The organism is Nocardioides sp. DN36, assembly GCF_055380375.1.
The window spans coordinates 1174184-1194641 of sequence record NZ_AP043823.1 but is presented as its reverse complement, the minus strand read 5'-3'; the positions used below and the strand labels follow the sequence as shown (position 1 = coordinate 1194641).

General features: G+C 73.0%; 17 protein-coding genes. 4 read left to right on the top strand and 13 right to left on the bottom strand.

Annotated elements, in window-relative coordinates:
- Positions 1 to 5: 5 nt before the first annotated feature.
- Genes ACZ43H_RS06660 through carA form a run of 5 tightly spaced genes read right to left on the bottom strand, consistent with a single transcriptional unit; the run spans position 6 to position 7317 of the window.
- A complete protein-coding gene (locus ACZ43H_RS06660; RefSeq protein WP_464588760.1) occupies positions 6 to 863 on the bottom strand; it encodes a tRNA-dihydrouridine synthase in 858 nt (285 codons plus the stop codon).
- The gene (locus tag ACZ43H_RS06655; protein WP_464588758.1) at positions 860 to 1696 is read right to left on the bottom strand and encodes an iron-sulfur cluster-binding protein; all 837 of its coding nucleotides are present in this window, start codon (positions 1694 to 1696) and stop codon (positions 860 to 862) included. Before ACZ43H_RS06655 ends, ACZ43H_RS06660 begins: the two co-directional genes overlap by 4 nt.
- On the bottom strand, positions 1693 to 2772 hold the full coding sequence (locus ACZ43H_RS06650; RefSeq protein WP_464588756.1) for a quinone-dependent dihydroorotate dehydrogenase: 1080 nt from the start codon (positions 2770 to 2772) through the stop codon (positions 1693 to 1695). The genes ACZ43H_RS06655 and ACZ43H_RS06650 overlap by 4 nt, the downstream gene beginning before the upstream one ends.
- Positions 2769 to 6140, bottom strand: a complete 3372-nt coding sequence (carB, locus tag ACZ43H_RS06645) for a carbamoyl-phosphate synthase large subunit (protein ID WP_464588754.1) — start codon at positions 6138 to 6140, stop codon at positions 2769 to 2771. The genes ACZ43H_RS06650 and carB overlap by 4 nt, the downstream gene beginning before the upstream one ends.
- A 1-nt stretch (position 6141) precedes the next feature.
- Complete coding sequence (gene carA / locus ACZ43H_RS06640) at positions 6142 to 7317, bottom strand: glutamine-hydrolyzing carbamoyl-phosphate synthase small subunit (RefSeq protein ID WP_464588752.1); 1176 nt, start codon at positions 7315 to 7317, stop codon at positions 6142 to 6144.
- A 92-nt stretch (positions 7318 to 7409) separates the two neighbouring features.
- Here carA and ACZ43H_RS06635 point away from each other — a divergent pair, with 92 nt between their 5' ends.
- A complete protein-coding gene (locus tag ACZ43H_RS06635; RefSeq protein WP_464588750.1) occupies positions 7410 to 9992 on the top strand; it encodes an ATP-binding protein in 2583 nt (860 codons plus the stop codon).
- A 10-nt stretch (positions 9993 to 10002) separates the two neighbouring features.
- Here the strand turns inward: ACZ43H_RS06635 and ACZ43H_RS06630 are convergent, their stop codons facing one another.
- Entirely contained in the window at positions 10003 to 10938 is a 936-nt protein-coding gene (locus ACZ43H_RS06630; protein ID WP_464588748.1) for an aminoglycoside phosphotransferase family protein, read from the bottom strand.
- A gap of 728 nt (positions 10939 to 11666) precedes the next feature.
- A complete protein-coding gene (locus tag ACZ43H_RS06625; protein WP_464588747.1) occupies positions 11667 to 12062 on the bottom strand; it encodes a VOC family protein in 396 nt (131 codons plus the stop codon).
- 191 nt (positions 12063 to 12253) lie between these two features.
- On the opposite strand from ACZ43H_RS06625, the gene ACZ43H_RS06620 reads away from it, so the two are divergent.
- Entirely contained in the window at positions 12254 to 13099 is an 846-nt protein-coding gene (locus tag ACZ43H_RS06620; protein ID WP_464588746.1) for a class I SAM-dependent methyltransferase, read from the top strand.
- A 59-nt stretch (positions 13100 to 13158) separates the two neighbouring features.
- Here the strand turns inward: ACZ43H_RS06620 and ACZ43H_RS06615 are convergent, their stop codons facing one another.
- From ACZ43H_RS06615 to pyrR, 4 genes are all read right to left on the bottom strand, one after another.
- The gene (locus ACZ43H_RS06615; RefSeq protein WP_464588745.1) at positions 13159 to 13683 is read right to left on the bottom strand and encodes a hypothetical protein; all 525 of its coding nucleotides are present in this window, start codon (positions 13681 to 13683) and stop codon (positions 13159 to 13161) included.
- A gap of 73 nt (positions 13684 to 13756) precedes the next feature.
- Positions 13757 to 15043, bottom strand: coding sequence for a dihydroorotase (locus tag ACZ43H_RS06610; RefSeq protein ID WP_464588743.1), 1287 nt, complete (start codon positions 15041 to 15043; stop codon positions 13757 to 13759).
- A gap of 76 nt (positions 15044 to 15119) precedes the next feature.
- On the bottom strand, positions 15120 to 16061 hold the full coding sequence (locus ACZ43H_RS06605) for an aspartate carbamoyltransferase catalytic subunit (RefSeq protein WP_464588741.1): 942 nt from the start codon (positions 16059 to 16061) through the stop codon (positions 15120 to 15122).
- On the bottom strand, positions 16058 to 16651 hold the full coding sequence (gene pyrR, locus ACZ43H_RS06600; protein WP_464588740.1) for a bifunctional pyr operon transcriptional regulator/uracil phosphoribosyltransferase PyrR: 594 nt from the start codon (positions 16649 to 16651) through the stop codon (positions 16058 to 16060). Before pyrR ends, ACZ43H_RS06605 begins: the two co-directional genes overlap by 4 nt.
- 170 nt (positions 16652 to 16821) lie before the next feature.
- On the opposite strand from pyrR, the gene ACZ43H_RS06595 reads away from it, so the two are divergent.
- Positions 16822 to 17418 carry a class I SAM-dependent methyltransferase gene (locus ACZ43H_RS06595; RefSeq protein ID WP_464588738.1) on the top strand — a complete coding sequence of 199 codons (597 nt, stop codon included), beginning with the start codon at positions 16822 to 16824 and terminating at the stop codon, positions 17416 to 17418.
- Between the two features lie 37 nt (positions 17419 to 17455).
- Here ACZ43H_RS06595 and ACZ43H_RS06590 read toward each other — a convergent pair whose 3' ends face one another.
- Complete coding sequence (locus tag ACZ43H_RS06590) at positions 17456 to 18466, bottom strand: NADPH:quinone reductase (protein ID WP_464588737.1); 1011 nt, start codon at positions 18464 to 18466, stop codon at positions 17456 to 17458.
- Between the two features lie 59 nt (positions 18467 to 18525).
- On the opposite strand from ACZ43H_RS06590, the gene ACZ43H_RS06585 reads away from it, so the two are divergent.
- On the top strand, positions 18526 to 18933 hold the full coding sequence (locus ACZ43H_RS06585) for a PPOX class F420-dependent oxidoreductase (protein WP_464588735.1): 408 nt from the start codon (positions 18526 to 18528) through the stop codon (positions 18931 to 18933).
- 30 nt (positions 18934 to 18963) lie between these two features.
- Here the strand turns inward: ACZ43H_RS06585 and ACZ43H_RS06580 are convergent, their stop codons facing one another.
- Entirely contained in the window at positions 18964 to 20403 is a 1440-nt protein-coding gene (locus ACZ43H_RS06580; RefSeq protein WP_464588733.1) for a MinD/ParA family ATP-binding protein, read from the bottom strand.
- Positions 20404 to 20458: the final 55 nt, after the last annotated feature.

Here is a 20458-nt window from a genome sequence, read left to right as displayed (position 1 = left end):
GCCTCTCAGTGGGTGGTGGCTGAATGCGTGGTGGCGGGCTCGCGCAGGTCGGCGGCCAACCGGTGGGCGGTGGTGGGGTCGTGGAGCAGCGCCGCGCCGACCTGGACCGCGCGGGCCCCGGCAGCGAGGAAGCTGCGGGCATCGTCGACGGTCGTGATGCCACCCGAGGCCACCACGTGGGCGTCGGGCAGGTCCGCGCAGACCTCGGCGACGCAGCGCAGCGCCACCGGCAGGATCGCGGGTCCGCTGAGCCCGGCCTGGCGACCGTCGGGCATCGCGGCCGGGAGCGCGTTGCCGATCACCACCGCGGCCGCACCGGCGTCCAGCACCGTGCGGGCGCTCTCGACGACCCGCACCACGTCCGTGCGCAGCTTGGCCAGCACGGGCACCCCGCGGGGCAGGTCGCGGTGGACCGCGGCCACGACGCTCGCCGCGTGGAACGGCTCGCGGACATCGAAGACCCCGGTCGACGGGGCGTCCGGCGAGGAGAGGTTGACCTCGATCGCCGACACTCCCGGCGAGCCGCCGAGGCGCCGCGCCAGCTCGGCGTACTGCCCCAGCGAGCTGCCGGCGACGGAGACCACGACCCGGGTCCCCTGCTGCGCCAGCCACGGGAGCTCGGTGGCGAGGAAGCCCTCGAGGCCGGGGTTCTGCAGCCCCACCGCGTGCACCAGGCCCGACGGCGTCTCCACGATCCGCGGCTGCGGCCCGCCGGCGCGCGGGTTCAGGGTGATCGAGCGGGTGACGAAGCCGCCCAGCTCGGCGAGGGGGGAGTACGCCGCCAGCTCGCGGCCGGTGCCGCCGCACCCGGAGGCGACCAGCACCGGTCCGGTCAGCCGGAGCCCGGCCAGCTCGACGCTCACCCGATCTCCTCCAGCTCGGTCCAGCGCACCCGGTCACCGCGCAGCACCGGGCCGTCGGAGCAGACGCGGGCCGACCGGGCCACACCGGCCTCGCCCACGACCGGCACCACACAGCCCTGGCACAGCCCGGTGGCGCAGGTGAGGGGACGCTCGAGGGCGGTCTGGCTCCACGCACCGTGGGCCTCGGCGGCCGCGGCCACCGCGTGCAGGGTGCGGGCCGGCCCGGCGGCGTAGACGACCTCGGCGCCGGAACGGGCGAGCACGTCGTCGATCGCGTCGGTGACCTCGCCCCGTCGACCCACCGACCCGTCGCCGGTCACCACGGTCACGGCGCGCGCGGAGCGGCGGGCCTCGAGCGCGGAGAGCAGGTGCGCCTCGTCGGCGCCGGCGATCAGCAGGGTGACAGCGCAGTCGCGCTCGCGCAGCCGCTCGGCGAGCGGGAAGAGGGGTGCGGCGGCGTACCCCTCCCCCACGAGCAGGCAGCCGACCGGCTCCTTCGGCAGCGAGAAGGGCCTGCCGAGCGGTCCGGTCACCTCGAGGCGGGAGCCCGCGGGCAGCCGGGTCAGCCAGGTGGTGCCGGGTCCGGTGGCCTCGACGACCACCTCGAGGGCGGCGCCGTAGCCGCCGACGGGCCTGACCCGGTGGATCCAGAACGCCCGCCGGGCCAGTCGGGACTCGTTCACCGACCGCGCGACGAAGTTGCCGGGGCGGAACCCCTCGGCGACCCCGGGCGCGACGAGCGTGAGGTGGTGGTAGGCCCCGATCCTCTTCGTCGCCAGCAGCTCGCCGGTGACGTGCACCGGCCCGGGACGGGTGATCGGGGTCGCGGTCACCCCGCCACCCCGGTGAGGATCCGGCGCGGCCACAGGGGGCCCTCGTAGACGAAGGCCGTGTAGCCCTGGAGCAGGGTGGCGCCCGCGTCGAGCCGGGCCCGGGCGTCCTCGACGCTGGTGATGCCCCCGACCCCGACCAGCGCCAGGTCGGGTCCCACCCGGCCGCGGAGCAGCCGCAGCACGTCCAGCGAGCGCCCGGTCAGCGGCTGGCCCGACAGGCCGCCGGCGCCGACCCGCTCGACCTCGTCGCCCGGCGTTCGCAGCCCGTCGCGGGAGATCGTGGTGTTGGTGGCGATGATGCCGTCCAGCCCGGTGGCGAGCGCCAGGTCCGCGACCGCGAGCACGTCGTCGTCGCTGAGGTCGGGCGCGATCTTGACCAGCAGCGGGACCCGGTGGGTGGTCACCTCGTCGGCGGTGCGGCGCACGTGCTCCAGCAGCGGCCGCAGCCGCTCGACCGCCTGCAGGTTCCGCAGCCCGGGGGTGTTCGGCGAGCTGACGTTGACGACCAGGTAGTGGGCGTACGGCGCGAGCAGCCGGGCGCTCTTCCCGTAGTCGGCGAGCACCGCGGCCTCGTCGTCCTCGGGCACCACCTTGGTCTTGCCGATGTTCACCCCGAGCACCACGTCGCCCCGTCGCCCGGCCGCGCGCTCACGCTCGGCGAGCCGGCGGGCCACGACCTCGGCGCCGTCGTTGTTGAAGCCCATCCGGTTGACGATCGCCCGGTCCGCGGGCAACCGGAAGAGCCGCGGCCTCGGGTTGCCCGGCTGGGCCTCGCCGGTGACCGTGCCGACCTCGACGTGGCCGAAGCCGAGCGCCGCCAGGGCGTCGATGCCGACCGCGTTCTTGTCGAAGCCTGCGGCCATCCCCAGCACGTTGGGGAAGGTCAGCCCCATCGCCTCGACCGGTGAGGCCGCGACGGGTCGACGTCGTACCGCGCGAAGCCGCGACAGGTCGGCGTCGAGGACGCGACGGGTGAGCGGCTCGGCGGCCCGGATCGCCCGGAACGCGGCGTGGTGCGCGCGCTCCGGGTCGGTCCGGGTCAGGACGTGGTCGAACAGGAGGTGGTACGGCTTCACGCAGGCGTCCCGTCCGCGGCCGACGCGTCCGTGGTCGGGCCGGCCGTGCGCCGCAGCGCCCAGTCCTGCAGGCTGCGGACACCGATCTCACCGCGTTCGGTGGCCTCGATCCCCTGCACCGCGGCACCGAGCCCCTGGACGGTGGTGATGCACGGGATGTTGGCCATGATCGCGGCGGTCCGGATCTCGTAGCCGTCGAGCCGCGCAGACCCGCCGCCCGTGGAGCCGTGCGGGGTGTTGATGACCAGGTCGATCTCGCCGGCCAGGATCATCCCGACGGTCGTCTTCTCGCCGTCCGGCCCCTCGCCCTCGAAGTGCTTGCGCACCACCGACGCCCGGACGCCGTTGCGGCGCAGCACCTCGGCGGTGCCCTGGGTGGCGAGGATCTCGAAGCCGTGGTCGGCGAGCACCTTGATCGGGAAGATCATGTGCCGCTTGTCGCGGTTGGCCATGCTCACGAAGACCCGGGCGCCCCCCTCCTTCGTGGCCAGGGGCAGCGTCCCGAACGCCGCGGCCTGGGCCTTGGCGAACGCGGTGCCGAAGTCGGCGTCGAGCCCCATCACCTCGCCGGTGGACTTCATCTCCGGGCCGAGCACGGTGTCGACCTGGGCGCCGTCGGGGGTGCGGAACCGGTTGAACGGCATCACGGCCTCCTTGACCGCGATCGGCTGGTCGACCGGCAGCGTGCCACCGTCGCCCTCCGCGGGGAGGACGCCGGCGCGGCGCAGCTGCGCGACCGACTCGCCCAGCATCACCCGCGCCGCCGCCTTGGCCAGCGGCGTCGCGGTGGCCTTGGAGACGAACGGCACGGTCCGGCTGGCCCGGGGGTTGGCCTCGAGGACGTAGAGCACGTCGGAGCCGAGGGCGTACTGGATGTTCAGCAGGCCGCGCACGCCCACTCCACGGGCGATCGCTTCGGTGGCCTCGCGGATCCGCTGGATCTCCACCGCACCCAGCGTGATCGGGGGCAGGGCGCACGAGGAGTCCCCGGAGTGGATGCCGGCCTCCTCGATGTGCTCCATCACGCCGCCCAGGAAGAGCTCCTCGCCGTCGAAGATCGCGTCGACGTCGATCTCGACGGCGTCGTCGATGAACCGGTCGACCAGCACCGGGTGCTCCGGGCTGATCTCGGTGGCCCGGTCGATGTAGCCCTCGAGCGCGGCGTCGTCGTAGACGATCTCCATGCCCCGCCCGCCCAGGACGTACGACGGCCGCACCAGCACCGGGTAGCCGATCTCGGCGGCGATCCGCTGCGCGTCGCCGAAGCTGGTCGCCATGCCGTGCTTCGGCGCCGGGAGGCCCGCCTCGGCGAGGACCCGCCCGAAGGCGCCGCGCTCCTCGGCGAGGTGGATGGCGTCCGGGGACGTGCCGACGATCGGGACCCCGGCCTCCTGCAGCCCCTTGGCCAGGCCGAGCGGCGTCTGCCCGCCCAGCTGGCAGATCACGCCGGCGATCGGGCCGGCCTGCCGCTCGGCGTGCACGATCTCGAGCACGTCCTCGAGGGTGAGCGGCTCGAAGTAGAGACGGTCGGAGGTGTCGTAGTCGGTCGAGACGGTCTCGGGGTTGCAGTTGACCATGATCGTCTCGTAGCCCGCCTCGGCGAGGGCCAGGCTGGCGTGGACGCACGAGTAGTCGAACTCGATGCCCTGGCCGATCCGGTTCGGACCGGAGCCGAGGATGATCACCGCCTCCTTCTCGCGGGGGCGGACCTCGCTCTCCTCGTCGTAGGAGGAGTAGTGGTACGGCGTGGCTGCGGCGAACTCGGCGGCGCAGGTGTCCACGGTCTTGTAGACCGGGCGGATCCCGAGGGCGTGCCGGACGCCGCGGACGACGTCGGCGCTCATGTCCCTGATCTTGCCGATCTGGGCGTCGGAGAAGCCGTGCCGCTTGGCCCGGCGCAGCACCTCGGGGGTGAGCTCGGGCGAGGCCGAGATCTCCGCGGCCACCTCGTTGATCAGCAGCAGCTGGTCGACGAACCACGGGTCGATGCGCGTGGCCTCGAAGATCTCCTCGGGGCTCGCCCCGGCCCGCAGCGCGTCCATGACCTTCTTCAGCCGGCCGTCGTGCGGCGTCCGGATCTCCTCGAGCAGGGCCGCCTTGTCGAGATCCACCCACTCGTGGGTCCAGTCGAAGACGGCGCTCCTGCTCTCCAGGGAACGCAGCGCCTTCTGCAGCGCCTCGGTGAAGTTGCGGCCGATCGCCATCGCCTCACCCACCGACTTCATGTGGGTGGTCAGCATCGGGTCGGCGCCCGGGAACTTCTCGAACGCGAAGCGCGGCACCTTCACGACGACGTAGTCGAGCGTCGGCTCGAAGGCCGCCGGGGTGCTGGAGCCGTCCTCGCGGGTCGTGATGTCGTTGGGGATCTCGTCGAGCGTGTAGCCGACCGCCACCTTGGCCGCGATCTTCGCGATCGGGAAGCCGGTGGCCTTCGACGCCAGCGCGGAGGACCGGGACACCCGCGGGTTCATCTCGATGACGATCACGCGGCCGTCTGCCGGGTTCACGGCGTACTGGATGTTGCAGCCGCCGGTGTCGACGCCGACCTCGCGGATGATGCCGATCGCGAGGTCGCGCAGGTGTTGGTACTCGCGGTCGGTGAGCGTCATCGCGGGGGCGACCGTGATCGAGTCGCCGGTGTGCACGCCCATCGGGTCGAGGTTCTCGATCGAGCAGACGATGACGACGTTGTCGGCCTTGTCGCGCATCACCTCCAGCTCGTACTCCTTCCAGCCGATGATCGACTCCTCGAGGAGCACCTCGGTGGTCGGGCTGGCCGCGAGCCCGGCGCCGGCGATCCGCTCGAGGTCGGACTCGTCGAACGCGATGCCCGAGCCGGTGCCGCCCATGGTGAAGGAGGGTCGGACCACGACCGGGTAGCCGAGCTCGGCGACGGCCTTCTCGCAGTCGTCGAGCGAGTGGCAGACGAAGCTGCGGGCGACCTCGCCGCCCACCTTCTCCACGATCGCGTTGAACAGCTCGCGGTTCTCACCGCGGTGGATCGCGTCGAAGCTGGCGCCGATCATCTCCACGCCGTACTTCTCCAGGATGCCGCGCTCGTGCAGCGCGATCGCGGCGTTCAGCGCGGTCTGGCCGCCCAGGGTCGGGAGCAGGGCGTCGGGGCGCTCCTTGGCGATCACCTTCTCGACGAACTCGGGCGTGATCGGCTCGACGTACGTCGCGTCGGCGAACTCCGGGTCGGTCATGATCGTGGCCGGGTTGGAGTTCACCAGGACGACCCGGATCCCCTCGGCCTTGAGCACGCGGCAGGCCTGGGTGCCGGAGTAGTCGAACTCGCAGGCCTGGCCGATGATGATCGGGCCGGAGCCGATCACCAGCACGGACTTGATGTCATCACGCTTGGGCATCTCAGGCCTCCTGTCCGTGGGTCGAGCCGATGAGGTCGCAGAACCGGTCGAAGAGGTACGCCGCGTCGTGCGGCCCGGCGGCGGCCTCGGGGTGGTACTGCACGGAGAAGCTCTTCAACCTCCCCTCGGGCGAGCGGAGCTCGAGCCCCTCGACGACGTCGTCGTTCAGGCAGACGTGGCTCACCGTGGCCACGCCGTACGGCGTCTCGGTCGCCCGGTCGAGCGGAGCGTCCACGGCGAACCCGTGGTTGTGCGCGGTGACCTCGACCTTGCCGGTCGTGCGGTCCATCACCGGCTGGTTGATGCCGCGGTGGCCGTACTTCAGCTTGTAGGTGCCGAAGCCGAGCGCGCGACCGAACAGCTGGTTGCCGAAGCAGATCCCGAAGTAGGGCAGGTCGCGCTCGAGGGCGCCGCGCAGCAGCTCGACCTGGCCGGTCGTGGCCGCCGGGTCACCGGGTCCGTTGGAGAAGAAGAGCGCGTCGGGCTGCACGGCGAGCACGTCGTCGAGGGTCGAGGTCGCGGGCAGCACGTGCACCTCGATCCCGCGCTCGGCCATCAGTGCGGGGGTCATCCCCTTGATGCCGAGGTCGAGGGCCGCGACGGTGAAGCGCTTCTCGCCGACGGCCGGGACGACGTAGGCCTCCTCGGTGGACACCTCGCCGGCGAGCTCGGACCCGGCCATCGTGGCCGAGGACCGCACCCGCTCGAGCAGCACCGAGGGGTCGGTGCCGGTCGAGGAGATGCCGACCCGCATCGCCCCGCGCTCGCGCAGGTGCCGGGTCAGGGCGCGGGTGTCGATGCCGGAGATGCCGACGACGCCCTGCTCGCGCAGCTCGTCGTCGAGGCTGCGCCGCGAGCGCCAGCTCGACGGCACCCGGGCAGGGTCCCGGACGACGTAGCCGGCGACCCAGATGCGCCGGGACTCGAGGTCCTCGTCGTTGATGCCGGTGTTGCCGACGTGCGGCGAGGTCATCACCACGACCTGGCGGTGGTACGACGGGTCGGTCAGCGTCTCCTGGTAGCCGGTCATGCCGGTGTTGAAGACCGCTTCGCCGAAGGTCTCGCCCTCGGCGCCGTAGGCCTCGCCGTGGAAGATGCGTCCGTCCTCGAGGACGAGGACCGCGGAGCGGCGCGAGGGCCGGGTGGACGCGGGGTGTGCGGGGGCATGCGGTGGCACGCCGTACCTCCTTCTCCGCCTCACGGGACGGATCGTTAAAGGATGCAGAGCTGGACCGACCCTACCAGCGGGGCCGGCCGTACCATCGAGGCGTGTCCGAGGGCCGGGTGCTCGAGCGTGAGACCGAGATGGCGACGTTGGCCGACGCCGCCCGGCGGGCCGCGGCGGGATCGGGGTCGGTGGTCCTTGTCTCGGGTGAGGCCGGCATCGGCAAGTCCAGCCTGGTCCGCGAGCTGCGCCGGGCGCTGCCGCCCGACGGGCGCGTGCTGGTCGGGCACTGCGACGACCTGGCCACGCCGCGGGTGCTGGGCCCGATCCGCGACCTGGCCGGGAGCGTGGGCGCTGACCTGGCCCGGGCGCTACGCGATCACGGCGACCGGGACGCGCTCTTCGCCGCCCTGCTCGACGAGCTCGACTGGTCGGGACACCCGACCGTGCTGGTCGTGGAGGACGCGCACTGGGCGGACGAGGCGACCCTCGACGTGCTGCGCTACCTGGTGCGCCGGGTCGCGGAGCTGCCCGCGGTCCTGCTGCTCACCTATCGCGACGACGAGGTCGACGGCAGCCACCCCCTGCGTCGGCTGCTCGCCGGGACGGCCACCGCGGCGTCGGTGCAGCGGTTGCCGCTGCGCGCGCTCTCCCGGACCGCGGTGCGGGACCTGAGTGCCGGCACCGGCGTCGACCCGGGGCTGGTCCACTCACTGACCGGCGGCAACCCCTTCCTCGTGCACGAGGTCCTCGCCTCGCCCGAGCGGGTGCCCTCCAGCGTGGTCGACCTGGTCCTGTCCCGCCTGCACCGCCTCGACGATGCCTCGCGGGACGGGGTCGAGCGGCTCAGCGTCGTCACGTCCACGCTGGACCGCCGGCTGGTCGACGCGCTGGTCCCCGGCGGGCTGGGCGCGCTCGCTGCCGCCGAGGAGCACGGGCTGCTCGTCGTCGAGCCACGTCAGGTGTCCTTCCGGCACGAGCTGACCCGACGCGCGGTCGTCGACGCGCTGCCCGCGACCCGGCGTACCGCACTCAACGCCGTGGCACTCGCGGTCTTCGAGGAGATCGACGCCGACCCGGCCCAGCTCGTCCACCACGCGACCGAGGCCGGCGACGTCCCTGCCCTGGTGCGGTACGGCCCGGCCGCCGCGCGGGCCGCCTCCGCCGCCGGCGCCCACCGGGAGGCAGCCGCGCACCTGCGCCTGCTGCTGGGCCAGCGTGAGCAGTTCCGGCCGGCCGAGCTCGCCGACCTGCTCGAGGCCTCGGCCATCGAGTGCTACACGGTCGGAGACCAGGGCCGCAGCGCCCTGGCCGACCAGCGCGAGGCGGTCGAGCTGCGCCGCGGGACCGGTGACGCGCTCGCGCTCGGCAGCAGCCTGCGGTGGCTGTCCCGGATCAGCTGGTGGTGCGGTGACCGCGCCGGGGCCGAGCGGGCTGCGGACGAGGCCGTCCGGGTGCTGGAGCATGCCGGAGACCGACGCGAGCTGGCGCTCGCGCTCAGCAACATCTCCCAGCTGGCGATGCTCGGCGAACGCCTCGAGGAGGCTGCCGGCGCCGCCGAGAGCGCGATCGTGCTGGCCCGGGAGGTCGGGGACCCCTCGGTCCTCTCGCACGCGCTGAACAACCTCGGTGCGGCGCGCTGGAAGTCCGACCCGGCCACCGGGCGGCCGATCCTCGAGGAGGCCCTGAGCGTCGCGCTGCGCGAGGGGCTCAGCGAGGACGCCAGCCGGGCCTACTGCAACATGGTCTGGCAGCTCCTCCTCGACCTCTCCCCCGCCGAGGCGGCACGGCACGTCGCCGCCGGCATCAGCCACGCCGAGCAGGCCGAGCAGGTGGTGTTCTGGAAGTACCTCCACGTCGAGAAGGGCATGGTCGCCCTGGCCCAGGCCCGGTGGGAGGACGCGGTGCGCGACGCCCGCCACGGGCTCGACGCCACACCACCGATCCGCTGCGCGGCCCTCCAGGTGCTCGGCCGCGCCGCGCTGCGCACCGGGGGTGACGCGGACCCGTTCGTCGTGGAGGCCTGGGAGATGGCCCAGCAGCTCGACGAGCTGCAGCGCACGGCACCGGCCGCCGCGCTGGTCGCGGAGCTCGCCTGGCTGGTCGGAGACCTCGACCGCGTCCGTGCGGTCGTCGAGCCGGTGCACGCGGACGCGGAACGGTTCGGTTCGCGGGAGTGGCGGGCCGAGCTCGGGCACTGGCTCACCCTGGCCGGCGTCGCTGTCGACCTCGAGGGCCTCGACCACCCGTACGCCGTGCTCGCGCGCGGGGACTGGCGCGCCGCGGCTGACGCCTGGTCGACCGCGGGCTACCCGTACGAGGAGGCGATGGCGCTGACCCTCGCCGACGACGTCACCACCGTCCTCGAGGGCCTGGGTCGGCTGGACGCGCTGGGTGGCGTCGCCCTCGCGGCCCGCGTCCGCGAGGAGCTGCGCGACCGCGGCGTACGCGCCCCGCGGGGTCCCTCCGCCGCCACCCGCGCGAACGTCGGCGGGCTCACCCCGCGCCAGCTCGACGTCCTCTCGCTGGTCGCCGAGGGCCTGTCGAACGCCGAGATCGCCGACCGGCTGGTGCTGTCGGTGCGGACCGTCGACCACCACGTCGCCGCCATCCTGGCCAAGCTCGGCGCCGCCACCCGCACCGACGCCGTCGGCAGGGCCGGGGAGCTGGGCTGGGTCGCCGGCTGAGCGGGTCCGCTCAGACGCCCAGGGCGTCGCGGACGTCCCGCCGCTCGAGCATCCGCACGCACCACGCGAAGTGACCGTCGCTGCCCGAGGCGCTGAAGCAGCAGCTCGTGGCCAGGGCGTACGCCGCCCGGTGGACCGCCAGCCGCTCGGGTGCGTGACCGAACCTCTCGCGGAAGGCGGCATCCAGGACCCCCTCGGTCCGGGCGGCTCGAGGGCCGTACATGTCGAAGATGCTCGCGGTGATCGCGGCGTCGAACGCAAGGTCGCCGACCGTGGTCAGGAAGCCGAAGTCGACGACGGCGCGTGGGTGCCCGCTCCCGTCGACCAGGATGTTGGCCGGGATGAGATCCCCGTGGACAACGCTGTCGGTGCCGGGCTCCAGCGCGCGCAGCCGTTGGACGACGGCCGTCGCGACCCGGTCGAGGTCGGGCAGGTGCGCCTCCAGGGGCCGGCGGAACCTCTCGACCCGCCGCTCCACGAGTGACGCCAGGTTGTCGGCGAACGGTGTACCCGTCGTGTCGAAGGCGGGCTCGTCCTCGAGCACCGGCAGCATGCCCATCTCAGGCGTGGTCTCCACGGCCGCGAGCGCGGCGAGCACGTCCGAGACCGCTGCCACCTGCTTCTCCCTCAGGTCCGGCGAACTGCCGTCCACCACCCACAGCGGCGTGCCGGTCAGCCGCGGCTCGACCGAGGCCACCGCGCCGTCGAGCTCGAGCACGTCGAGGATGCGCGGGGTCTGCAGAGCGAGGCCGGCGGCCGCGACCGCGTCGTAGAACCTCGTGAGCGTCTCCAGCTCCGCGCGGGAGCGGCGGTGCCACACCTTGGCGACGCGGTCGCCCTCCAGCTCGACGACCGTGCCCTCCATCCCGGAGCCCAGGACCCCGCCCGGGGTGAGGCCCGCTCGGCGCAATCGATCGAGCCAGCGTGTGGTGAGTGCCGAGGTCACGTCGGGAGCATGTCATGCGTCCGGTTTCTTGCGGCTTTGTCCGGCTTCGTTCCGGCGGTGGCTGGTTCCGGCGGTGGCTGGTTCCGGCGGTGGCTCGTTCCGGCGGTGGCTCGTTCCGGCGGTGGCCGGGCTCTCCCGGGCTGCGTCTCGGTGCTGACGCTGCGTACCCTCCGCCGCGGATCGCGCGCCGTCGCTGGGCTCGCCGCGTCGCCGCCCCCGGCTGCTCCCGATCGACGTCCGCTGGCGGCGCCGCGCCGCGCTTCTACGCTCCTTGCGCGCGATGCGCGGCTGCGGGCACACCCGTCGGCCACCCTCGTCCTTCGCCGTTCTCTGCTGGTGGTTGTTGTCGATCCCCGGCAGGCCCTTCGGAGTGGCCGGGCGGCCGCCGAGTGGTCAGAGACCTCACCAGATCGGCCCGGATCCATGCGGTTGGTGACCAAACCGCACACCCCGACACCAGCGAACCCCACCCACACCCCGACCACCCCCGAATGGTCAAAGACCTCACCAGATCGGCCCGGATCCATGCGGTTGGTGACCAAACCGCACGCCCCGAAGCCGGGAGCCGACCCCCGATTTGAGCCCACCTCCCCCGTAGCTGCCAGAGCCGCACGCCGAAGCAGTCCCGAAGCCGGGTGCCGGCCGCAACCGAGGCCCGCCTCCCCGTAACTGCCCCCACCGCAACCCGAAGCTGTCTGAAGCCGGGAGGATCCTCAGGCGAGGCGGACCTACCGCGCCTCGGGGTCGGGCTGATGGATGCCGAAGGTGTTGCCCTCGGTGTCGAGGTAGTACCCCTGCCACGCCATGCCGGTGAGTGCCATCTTGGGCAGCGCGACCTGGCCGCCGGCGGCGAGGATGCGCCGCTCGGTCTCGTCGTAGTCACCGACACCCACGGTGCACACGAAGGCGTTGGTCCCCTGCTGGGGTGCGGGGGCGGGAGCCGGGCGCTGGAGCAGGCCGCCGTTGATGCCCATCTGGTCCTCCGGGCCGGTCACGATCCCCCAGTACGTCGAGCCGGTGACCTCGCCGTAGTCCTGGAAGGACCAGTCGAAGACGGCGGCGTAGAACGACTTCGCGCGCTCCACGTCATCGGCCTGGATCTCGAAGTGCACCACACGGGACATGTCCGTCCTCCTCCGTCGGGATACCGCTCCAGTCTCACACCGGGGGCCGCGTATCGGCAGTCGTCGGAGCCAGATCTGGGCAACCGGCGGCGCCGACATGGGCAACGGTTGCGGATCCCCCGCACCGCCGAGCCGGCATAGGAAGGGAGCAGTGCGGCTCAGGAGGGAGCCGCCGACCCGAGGAGCAACGCATGACCCAGACCACGCAGACGAGTACCGCCGAGCTGGAGGCAGACCGGGCACTCAAGGCCAGGCACCGCACGATGTGGGCGCTCGGTGACTACCCGGCCGTCGCGTCCGAGGTGATCCCGTCGTTGGGACCGGTGCTCGTGATGGCGGCGGACGTCGGCCCGGGCGACCGGGTCCTCGACGTCGCCGCCGGCTCCGGGAACGTCGCCGTCCCGGCCGCCCGCGCAGGCGGCCACGTGATCGCCTCCGACCTGACGCCCGAGCTGTTCGAGGCCGGACGTGCCTTCGCGGCCGCCGAGGGCGTCGAGGTCGAGTGGCGTGAGGCCGACGCGGAGGCGCTGCCGTTCGCCGACCACACCTTCGACAAGGTGCTGTCCTGCGTCGGCGTGATGTTCGCGCCGCACCACCAGGCCGCCGCGGACGAGCTCGTGCGCACGTGTCGGCCGGGCGGCACCATCGGCCTGATCAGCTGGACGCCGGAGGGCTTCATCGGCCGGATGTTCGCGACCATGAAGCCGTACGTCGCCACGCCGCCGGCCGGGGTCCATCCCCCGCCGCTGTGGGGACGCGAGGAGCACGTGCGCGACCTCTTCGGCGACCGCGTCGAGGTGATCGGGGCCGAGCGTCGCACGCTCACCGTCGACGGGTTCGCCACTGGCGAGGAGTTCCGTGACTACTTCAAGGCCTGCTACGGCCCCACCATCGTGGCGTACAAGGGCATCGCCGACGACCTGGAGCGGGTGGCCGCCCTCGACCGGGAGCTGGCCGCGCTCGGGGACGACGCGCTGGGCGCGGACGGCACGATGGAGTGGGAGTACCTCCTGCTCACCGCGCGAAAGCGCGCCTGAAGCAGGCGCCTGCGCGGCCGGACCGGCGTGCCTTCGGGTGCGCCGATCCGTCGGCGCGGTCAACCGCGAGGGACGCGGAACGAGTCAGGCGGATCGGGCAGGAAGTCCCGCCCGGCGCCGGTCTGGACCTGCACCCAGGCGCCCCTGCGCAGAGGGGCGTGCCGACGCAGGCACCGCTGGGGCACCGACACCCGCAACACGTCGGAGGAGCGGTCCGAAGACGTCCTCAGCCCTCCACACCCGACCCGGACGAACCCTGCCGCCTCACCCTCCGCGAACGCGAGGAAGCCACCGGTCGTCCCGTCGGCGCGCTGCCGTGCCTTCAACGAGAACTGGCCACCTGCGTGGAGCCGGCCGGGGTCGAGGTTCGCGAAGAAGACCGACCCGTGCCGCAGCGTCGCGAACCTCGTCGCGACCCGGACCCGACGGTCGTAGGTCACACGCACCGAGACGATGTCCTGCTTGGCCGAGGTCGAGTCGCCGACCGGGTCATGGCGGACCACGGTGTCGGCGCGGGCGACCGTGCCCAGCTGCAGCACCACCAGCGCGATCACCACCGCAGAGGTCCTCACCAGTCCCCGCATGCGCCCATGCTGGCTCCTCGCGCACGCCGCGACATCCCCGAGGCGCGGTATCTGCCGGCGGGGCCTCGCGGGGTCAGGCCGGCTTGCCGTCGAGCACCGTGGCCCGGCCGCGCAGGAAGGTCGCCACCACGCGGCCCGGCAACTCCATCCCGGCGTACGGCGTGTTCCGCGACAGCGACGCGGTCTCCGAGGCGTCGACCGCGCGTCGCACCGAGGGGTCGTAGAGCACCACGTTGGCGGGCTCTCCGACCTCGATCGGGCGGCCGTGGTCGGCGACCCGGCCGATCCGGGCGGGTGCGTACGACATCCGCTCGGCGACCCCGGCCCAGTCGAGAAGCCCGGCGTCGACCATCGTCTCCTGGACGATCGAGAGCGCGGTCTCGAGGCCGAGCATGCCGAACGCGGCGGCCGCCCACTCGCAGTCCTTGTCCTCGTGCGGGTGCGGCGCGTGGTCGGTGGCGACGATGTCGATCGTGCCGTCGGCCAGGCCGGCCCGCAGCGCCTCGACGTCGGTCGCGGAGCGCAGCGGCGGGTTGACCTTGTAGATGGGGTCGTACGTCGCGGCCAGCTCGTCGGTGAGCAGCAGGTGGTGGGGGCACGCCTCGGCGGTGACGTCCCAGCCCTTCGACTTGGCCCAGCGGACGATCTCCACGGAGCCCGCGGTCGAGACGTGGCAGACGTGCAGGCGGGAGCCGACGTGGGCGGCCAGCAGGCAGTCGCGGGCGATGATCGCTTCCTCGGCGACGGCCGGCCAACCGGCCAGGCCGAGGCGTCCGGAGAGCTCGCCCTCGTTCATCTGCGCGCCCTCGGTGAGCCGGGGCTCCTGCGCGTGCTGGGCCACGACGCCGTCGAACGCCTTGACGTACTCCAGCGCGCGACGCATCAGCACCGCGTCGCTCACGCACTTGCCGTCGTCGGAGAAGACGCGGACCCGGGCAGCCGAGTCGGCCATCGCGCCGAGCTCGGCCAGCCGCTCCCCCTGCAGGCCCACCGTCACGGCACCGACCGGGTAGACGTCGCAGTGCCCCGCCTCGCGGCCCAGCCGCCAGACCTGCTCGACGACGCCCGCGGTGTCGGCGACCGGCTCGGTGTTGGCCATCGCGTGCACGGCGGTGAAGCCGCCCAGCGCCGCCGCCAGGGTGCCGGACTCCACGGTCTCGGCGTCCTCGCGGCCCGGCTCGCGCAGGTGGGTGTGCAGGTCCACGAGGCCGGGCAGCGCGACCAGTCCGGTCGCGTCGACGACCTCGGCGCCGTCGGCCGACAGCCCAGGTCCGATCTCGCGGACGACGCCGTCGGCGAGCAGCAGGTCCGTGGGCTCGCCGCCCAGGATCGAGGCGTTCTTGATCAGGTAGTCACTCATGCGCTTACTCGCTTCGCTCCGTGCGCGCATGAGGCACATGGCGCCTTGTATGGACTGGTGAGCTCGCTTCGCTCGCTCACTCTTCTCCTCCGACTGCGGGTTCGCTGCCACCCAGCAGCAGGTACAGGACGGCCATCCGGACCGCGACGCCGTTGGTGACCTGCTCGACGATCACGGAGCGGTCCGAGTCGGCGACGTCGGCGGTGATCTCCATGCCGCGCACCATCGGCCCGGGGTGCATGACGATCGTGTGGTCCTGGAGGGTCGCCATCCGGCGCCCGTCCAGGCCGTAGCGGCGGGAGTACTCCCGCGCGGTCGGGAAGAACCCGCCGTGCATCCGCTCCCGCTGGACGCGCAGCATCATCACCACGTCGGCCTTGGGCAGCACGGCGTCGAGGTCGTACGACGTCTCGACCGGCCAGCTCTCGATGCCGACCGGCAGCAGCGTCGGCGGGGACACCAGCGTCACGTCCGCGCCCAGCGTGCGCAGCAGCAGCGCGTTGGAGCGCGCGACCCGGCTGTGCAGCACGTCGCCGACGATGGCGATCCGGCGCCCGTCGAGGGCGCCGAGGTGCCGCCACATGGTGAAGGCGTCCAGCAGTGCCTGCGTGGGGTGCTCATGGGTGCCGTCGCCGGCGTTGACCACGCTCGAACGCACCCAGCCCGAGTTGGCCAGCCGGTGCGGGGCGCCGCTCGCGGAGTGGCGTACGACGACCGCGTCGGCGCCCATCGCCTCGAGGGTCAGCGCGGTGTCCTTGAGGCTCTCGCCCTTGGAGAGCGAGGAGCCCTTGGCGGCGAAGTTGATGACGTCGGCCGAGAGCCGCTTGGCGGCGGCCTCGAAGGAGATGCGGGTCCGCGTGGAGTCCTCGAAGAACAGGTTGACCACGGTGCGGCCGCGCAGCGCGGGCAGCTTCTTGATCGGTCGGTCCGCGAGCGAGCGCAGCTCCTCGGCGGTCTTGAGGACCAGCTCGGCGTCGTCGCGGCTGAGGTCGGCCGCGCTCAGCAGGTGGCGCTTCATGCGTCCTCCCCCTCGCCCGTGCCGGTGCCCTGGATGGTCACCGCGTCGACGTCGTCCACGCCCTGCAGGCGGACCCGCACCCGCTCCACGAGCGAGGTGGGGAGGTTCTTGCCGACGAAGTCGGCGCGGATGGGGAGCTCCCGGTGCCCGCGGTCGACCAGCACGGCGAGCCGGACCGCCCTCGGGCGGCCGATGTCGTTGAGCGCGTCCAGCGCGGCGCGGATGGTGCGGCCGGAGAACAGCACGTCGTCGACCAGGACGACCGTGCGGCCGTCGATGCCGCCCGGCGGGATCTGCGTCGGCAGCAGCGCGCGGGCCGGCTTCATCCGCAGGTCGTCGCGGTACATCGTCACGTCGAGCGAGCCGACGGGCACGTCGTACCCCTCGACCGAGGCGATGCGCTCTGCGATCCGCTGGGCGAGCGGGACGCCCCGGCTGGGGATGCCGAGGAGGACGAGGTCCGAGGCCCCCTTGTTGCGCTCGAGGATCTCGTGGGAGATGCGGGTGAGGGCCCGCCCGATGTCACGGGCGTCGAGGACGGTGCGACCTTCGTCGGTCGCCGCCTCGGGAACAGCGTTGGGCGCAGGCATCGAGTGCCGGACCTCCTTCTCCGCCTCACGGGACGGCTCGTTAAAGGATGTCGATCGGCACCGACCCTACCAGCGCCCGGGACCTACGGCCGTAGACAGCCGGCGCCGACGGGCGGACGGTGGGAGGACACCGTCCGGCACGACCGACACCCCGTGAGCGGGTCCAGCTGATGAGCACCAGGTTCGCCCTCGCCTACCGCTTCGGCATCACCCCGTGGGACAAGAGCGGCGCCGCCCTCGCCGGCCAGTTCCAGCACCTGATGGAACGCGAGGAGGAGGGGCTGACCAAGCCGTTCGGGCGCGTGCTCGACCTCGGCTGCGGCACCGGGGAGTACACGCGTGAGCTCCAGGACCGCGGATGGGACGCCGTGGGCGTGGACAACGTGCGCCGCGCGGTGGACACCGCGATCAGCCACGGGAGCTCCGACACGCTCTACGTGATCGGCGACGTCACCTCCCTGCAGGGCTGTGGCGTCGGCACGAACTTCGCCCTCTTCCTCGACGTCGGGTGCTTCAACAGCCTCGGCGACGCGCAGCGGACCGCCTGGGGTGAGGGCGTCACGATGCTCGCAGGTCCGGGCGCGACCATGCTGGTGCTCTGCACCGAGCCCCGAGGCTGGCCGAGGAAGCACGGAGGGGACCGCGAGGCGCTCCTGGGGGCCCTGCCCGGCTGGCACGTCGTCTCCGAGGAGGAGGCCGACGTCGCCGGGCTGCCGGCCACCCTGCGTCACAGCTCACCCACCTGGTTCCGGCTGACCCGGGACTGACGGCCCCGGCCCGGCGACCACCCGGCGTCGATCCGGCTCAGCCGACGTCCACGAGCACCTTGCCGACGGCGCCGTTCTCGACGGCGTCGTGCGCCTGCGCAAGGTCCTCGAGCGCGTAGTGGTGCAGCGGCACGCCCCGCTCCTCCCCCACGTCCAGTGCGCCCGCCGCCACCGCGGCGTTGATGTCCTCCGCTGCCGCGTCGACGAGGTCGCGGCCCAGCGAGTAGAGCAGCACGAACTGGTAGCGCAGGTTCCTAGAGAAGGTCGCCCGCACCGAGAGCGTGACCTCGTCGCCACCGTTGTTGGCGTAGATCGCGATGGTGCCGCGGACGCGCGTCACCGCCAGGTCGAGCTCGTTGTTCTGCGCCGGCGCGACCTCGACGACGATGTCCACCCCGTCCGGGGCGAGCGCGAGGATCTCCTTCTCGGCGTCCTGCTGGCGGTAGTTCACGGTGTGGTGGGCACCCGCAGCCCGGGCGAGCGTGGCCTTCTCGTCGCTGCTGACCGTCGTGATCACGGTGGCACCGGCCCAGCGGGCCAGCTGGATCGCGGCGTTGCCGACGGCACCGGCCCCGCCGGCGACCAGGACCGTGCGGCCCTCCAGCGCCCCGGGGCCGAGACGGCTGGGGCCGCCGTCGGAGGCGGTCAGGGCGCGGTGCGCGGTCACCGCGGGCACGCCCAGGCCGGCGCCGAGGTCGTACGACGCCCCTTCGGGCAGCTTCTTGACCCGCTCCACCGGCTGGACGGTGTGCTCCGCGGCCGAGCCGTACGGACGGCCGTGCTGGGCCAGGACCAGCCACACCCGGTCACCGACCGCGAGCCCCTCCACGCCCTCCCCGACGGCGTCGACCACACCGGAACCGTCCTGGCCGGGCGTCACCTCGTCGTGGCCGGTCATCATCCCGGCCCGGAACTTCCAGTCGGTCGGGTTCACGCCGGCACGCACGACGCGCACCCGGACCTCGCCCGGCCCGGGCTCCGGCACCTCCCGGTCGACGACCTCCAGCACCGAGGACGGCCCGGTCTCGCGGTACACCACTGCACGCATGCGTTTCACTCCTTCGTGTCGAGTCCCTAGGTTGGGGTAACCCACTTCCAGGAGGATCCATGCCCGAGCTGCCCTTTCCCGACCACGTGCGTGAGCTGTTGAACCGGCCCAACCCGGCCGTGGTGAGCACGCTGCGCTCCGACGGTCAGCCGGTGTCGGTCGCCACCTGGTATCTCCTCGAGAAGGACGACCGCGTGCTCCTCAACATGGACCACACCCGGGTGCGCCTCAAGCACCTGCGCCGGGACCCGCGGCTGACCCTCACCGTGCTCGACGAGTCCAGCTGGTACAACCACGTCTCCCTGATCGGGCGCGTGGTCGAGATGACCGACGACGAGGGACTCGTCGACATCGACCGGCTGAGCACGCACTACGGCGGCCGCCCCTACCCCAACCGCGAGAGCCCGCGCGTGAGCGCGTGGATGGAGGTCGACCGGTGGCACGGCTGGGGCGCCACCAAGGAGTGAGCACAGGGCGCCGGTCGCCGACCCTGCCGGTCAGAGGGCGGCAGCCATCCCCGCACACGCCTTGAGCCACTGCATCCGGGTGTTGGCCGACAGCTGCGCGTAGGGCACCACCGAGCCGGCCACGAGCGCCGGGTCGTACGGCACCCGGTAGACCCCGCGGGTGCGCTGCTGGTAGACGTCGACGAGGTCGTTCGCCAGCTTGGTGTCGACCTGGGCGGAGGGATCCGACAGCACGGTCACGGTCTTGTACTTCAGGTTCTGGTAGCCCGCGTCCTGGAGCGCGTCGAGCATCCACAGCCCGCTGTAGCCGGTGTCCTCACGGACCGTGCTGGTCACGACCAGCAGGTCCGCGGCGTCCGCGGCCGCCAGCCAGTTCTCCGCGCGCATGTTGTTGCCGGTGTCCACGAGGATGATCCGGTAGAAGCGCTCGAGCAGCTTGTGCACCGCGTCGAAGTCCTGGGCCTTGATCATCCCGGTCACGTCGGGCCGCTCGTCGGACGCCAGCACGTCGAAGTGCGCGTCGCCCTGGGATCGGACGAACGCGCCGAGGTCGCCGATCCGCGACTGGTAGACGTCGCTGAAGCGCTCGAGGTCCTCGAGCAGCTCGCGGGTGGTGTTGCGGTGGGTGCTGCGGGTCCCCCGGATGCCGAGGGTGCCACGGGTCTCGTTGTTGTCCCATGCGACCACGCCCCCACCCCGGACGGTGCCGAAGGTGTAGCCCGCCGCGAGCACGCCGGTGGTCTTCGCGGCGCCGCCCTTGGGGTTGATGAAGGCGATGGTGCGGGGACCGTCGAAGTCCTTCTGGATCATCGCGCGGTCCTGCTCGTAGGCCACCTCGGCCGGGCCCATCCGCGGACTGATCAGGCCGCCGCTCCAGCGGCGCACCGTGCCCCGCCACCCCCACGTCGCGGGGCCGTTCTCCTTGGAGTCGGCCCGGCGGTCCAGGAAGTCCGTCGCGGTCATGAACCGGCGCGGGTCGGCAGCCTGCTCGTCCTCGCTCGGCGCCGCGTCGGCGGGTGCGGGCTCGACGACGGTGGCGGTCGCCGCCTGCGTCGGGGCCGGCGGTTGGGCCGGGGCCGGCGGTTGGGCCGGCGCGACGGGCTGCTGGCGCTCGGGCGACCACGGCGCCGGGGCGGGCTGCGGCGCAGCGCCCCACGCCTGGCCGGCCGGCGACCCCTGCGGTGGACCCTGCGGCGGGCCGGACGGCGGGGCCGGACGGCGAGCCGGGGTGGTCCCGGGGTTGGTGTGGTGGTGCACCGGCTGCGCCGCCTGCCCCGGCAACGGGTCGGTGAGCGGGTCGCCGTACACCGAGGGCGGCGCGGCCGGCGGCTGCGGCGAGCGCGGCTGCTGGTCCGCGGCGTACGCGCCGAGCTCCTCGGGGGTGTAGAGCCGGTCGCTGGTGTCCGACAGGTCGTCGGCGCGCTGACCGGCGGGGGCGTGGTGCGACGGGTCCTGCGGTGACTGGCTCATGGGGGTACCTCCGAAAGACGGGTGAGCGGTGGGACCGGGGTCCCGCGGTAGTCCT

Excerpts from the sequence above, each read along its gene's own strand:
- carB (WP_464588754.1), bottom strand. The coding sequence starts at position 6,140 with ATGCCCAAGCGTGATGACATCAAGTCCGTGCTGGTGATCGGCTCCGGC.
- ACZ43H_RS06625 (WP_464588747.1), bottom strand. The coding sequence starts at position 12,062 with ATGTCCCGTGTGGTGCACTTCGAGATCCAGGCCGATGACGTGGAGCGC.
- ACZ43H_RS06620 (WP_464588746.1), top strand. The coding sequence starts at position 12,254 with ATGACCCAGACCACGCAGACGAGTACCGCCGAGCTGGAGGCAGACCGG.
- ACZ43H_RS06615 (WP_464588745.1), bottom strand. The coding sequence starts at position 13,683 with ATGCGGGGACTGGTGAGGACCTCTGCGGTGGTGATCGCGCTGGTGGTG.
- ACZ43H_RS06610 (WP_464588743.1), bottom strand. The coding sequence starts at position 15,043 with ATGAGTGACTACCTGATCAAGAACGCCTCGATCCTGGGCGGCGAGCCC.
- ACZ43H_RS06605 (WP_464588741.1), bottom strand. The coding sequence starts at position 16,061 with ATGAAGCGCCACCTGCTGAGCGCGGCCGACCTCAGCCGCGACGACGCC.
- pyrR (WP_464588740.1), bottom strand. The coding sequence starts at position 16,651 with ATGCCTGCGCCCAACGCTGTTCCCGAGGCGGCGACCGACGAAGGTCGC.
- ACZ43H_RS06595 (WP_464588738.1), top strand. The coding sequence starts at position 16,822 with ATGAGCACCAGGTTCGCCCTCGCCTACCGCTTCGGCATCACCCCGTGG.
- ACZ43H_RS06590 (WP_464588737.1), bottom strand. The coding sequence starts at position 18,466 with ATGCGTGCAGTGGTGTACCGCGAGACCGGGCCGTCCTCGGTGCTGGAG.
- ACZ43H_RS06585 (WP_464588735.1), top strand. The coding sequence starts at position 18,526 with ATGCCCGAGCTGCCCTTTCCCGACCACGTGCGTGAGCTGTTGAACCGG.
- ACZ43H_RS06580 (WP_464588733.1), bottom strand. The coding sequence starts at position 20,403 with ATGAGCCAGTCACCGCAGGACCCGTCGCACCACGCCCCCGCCGGTCAG.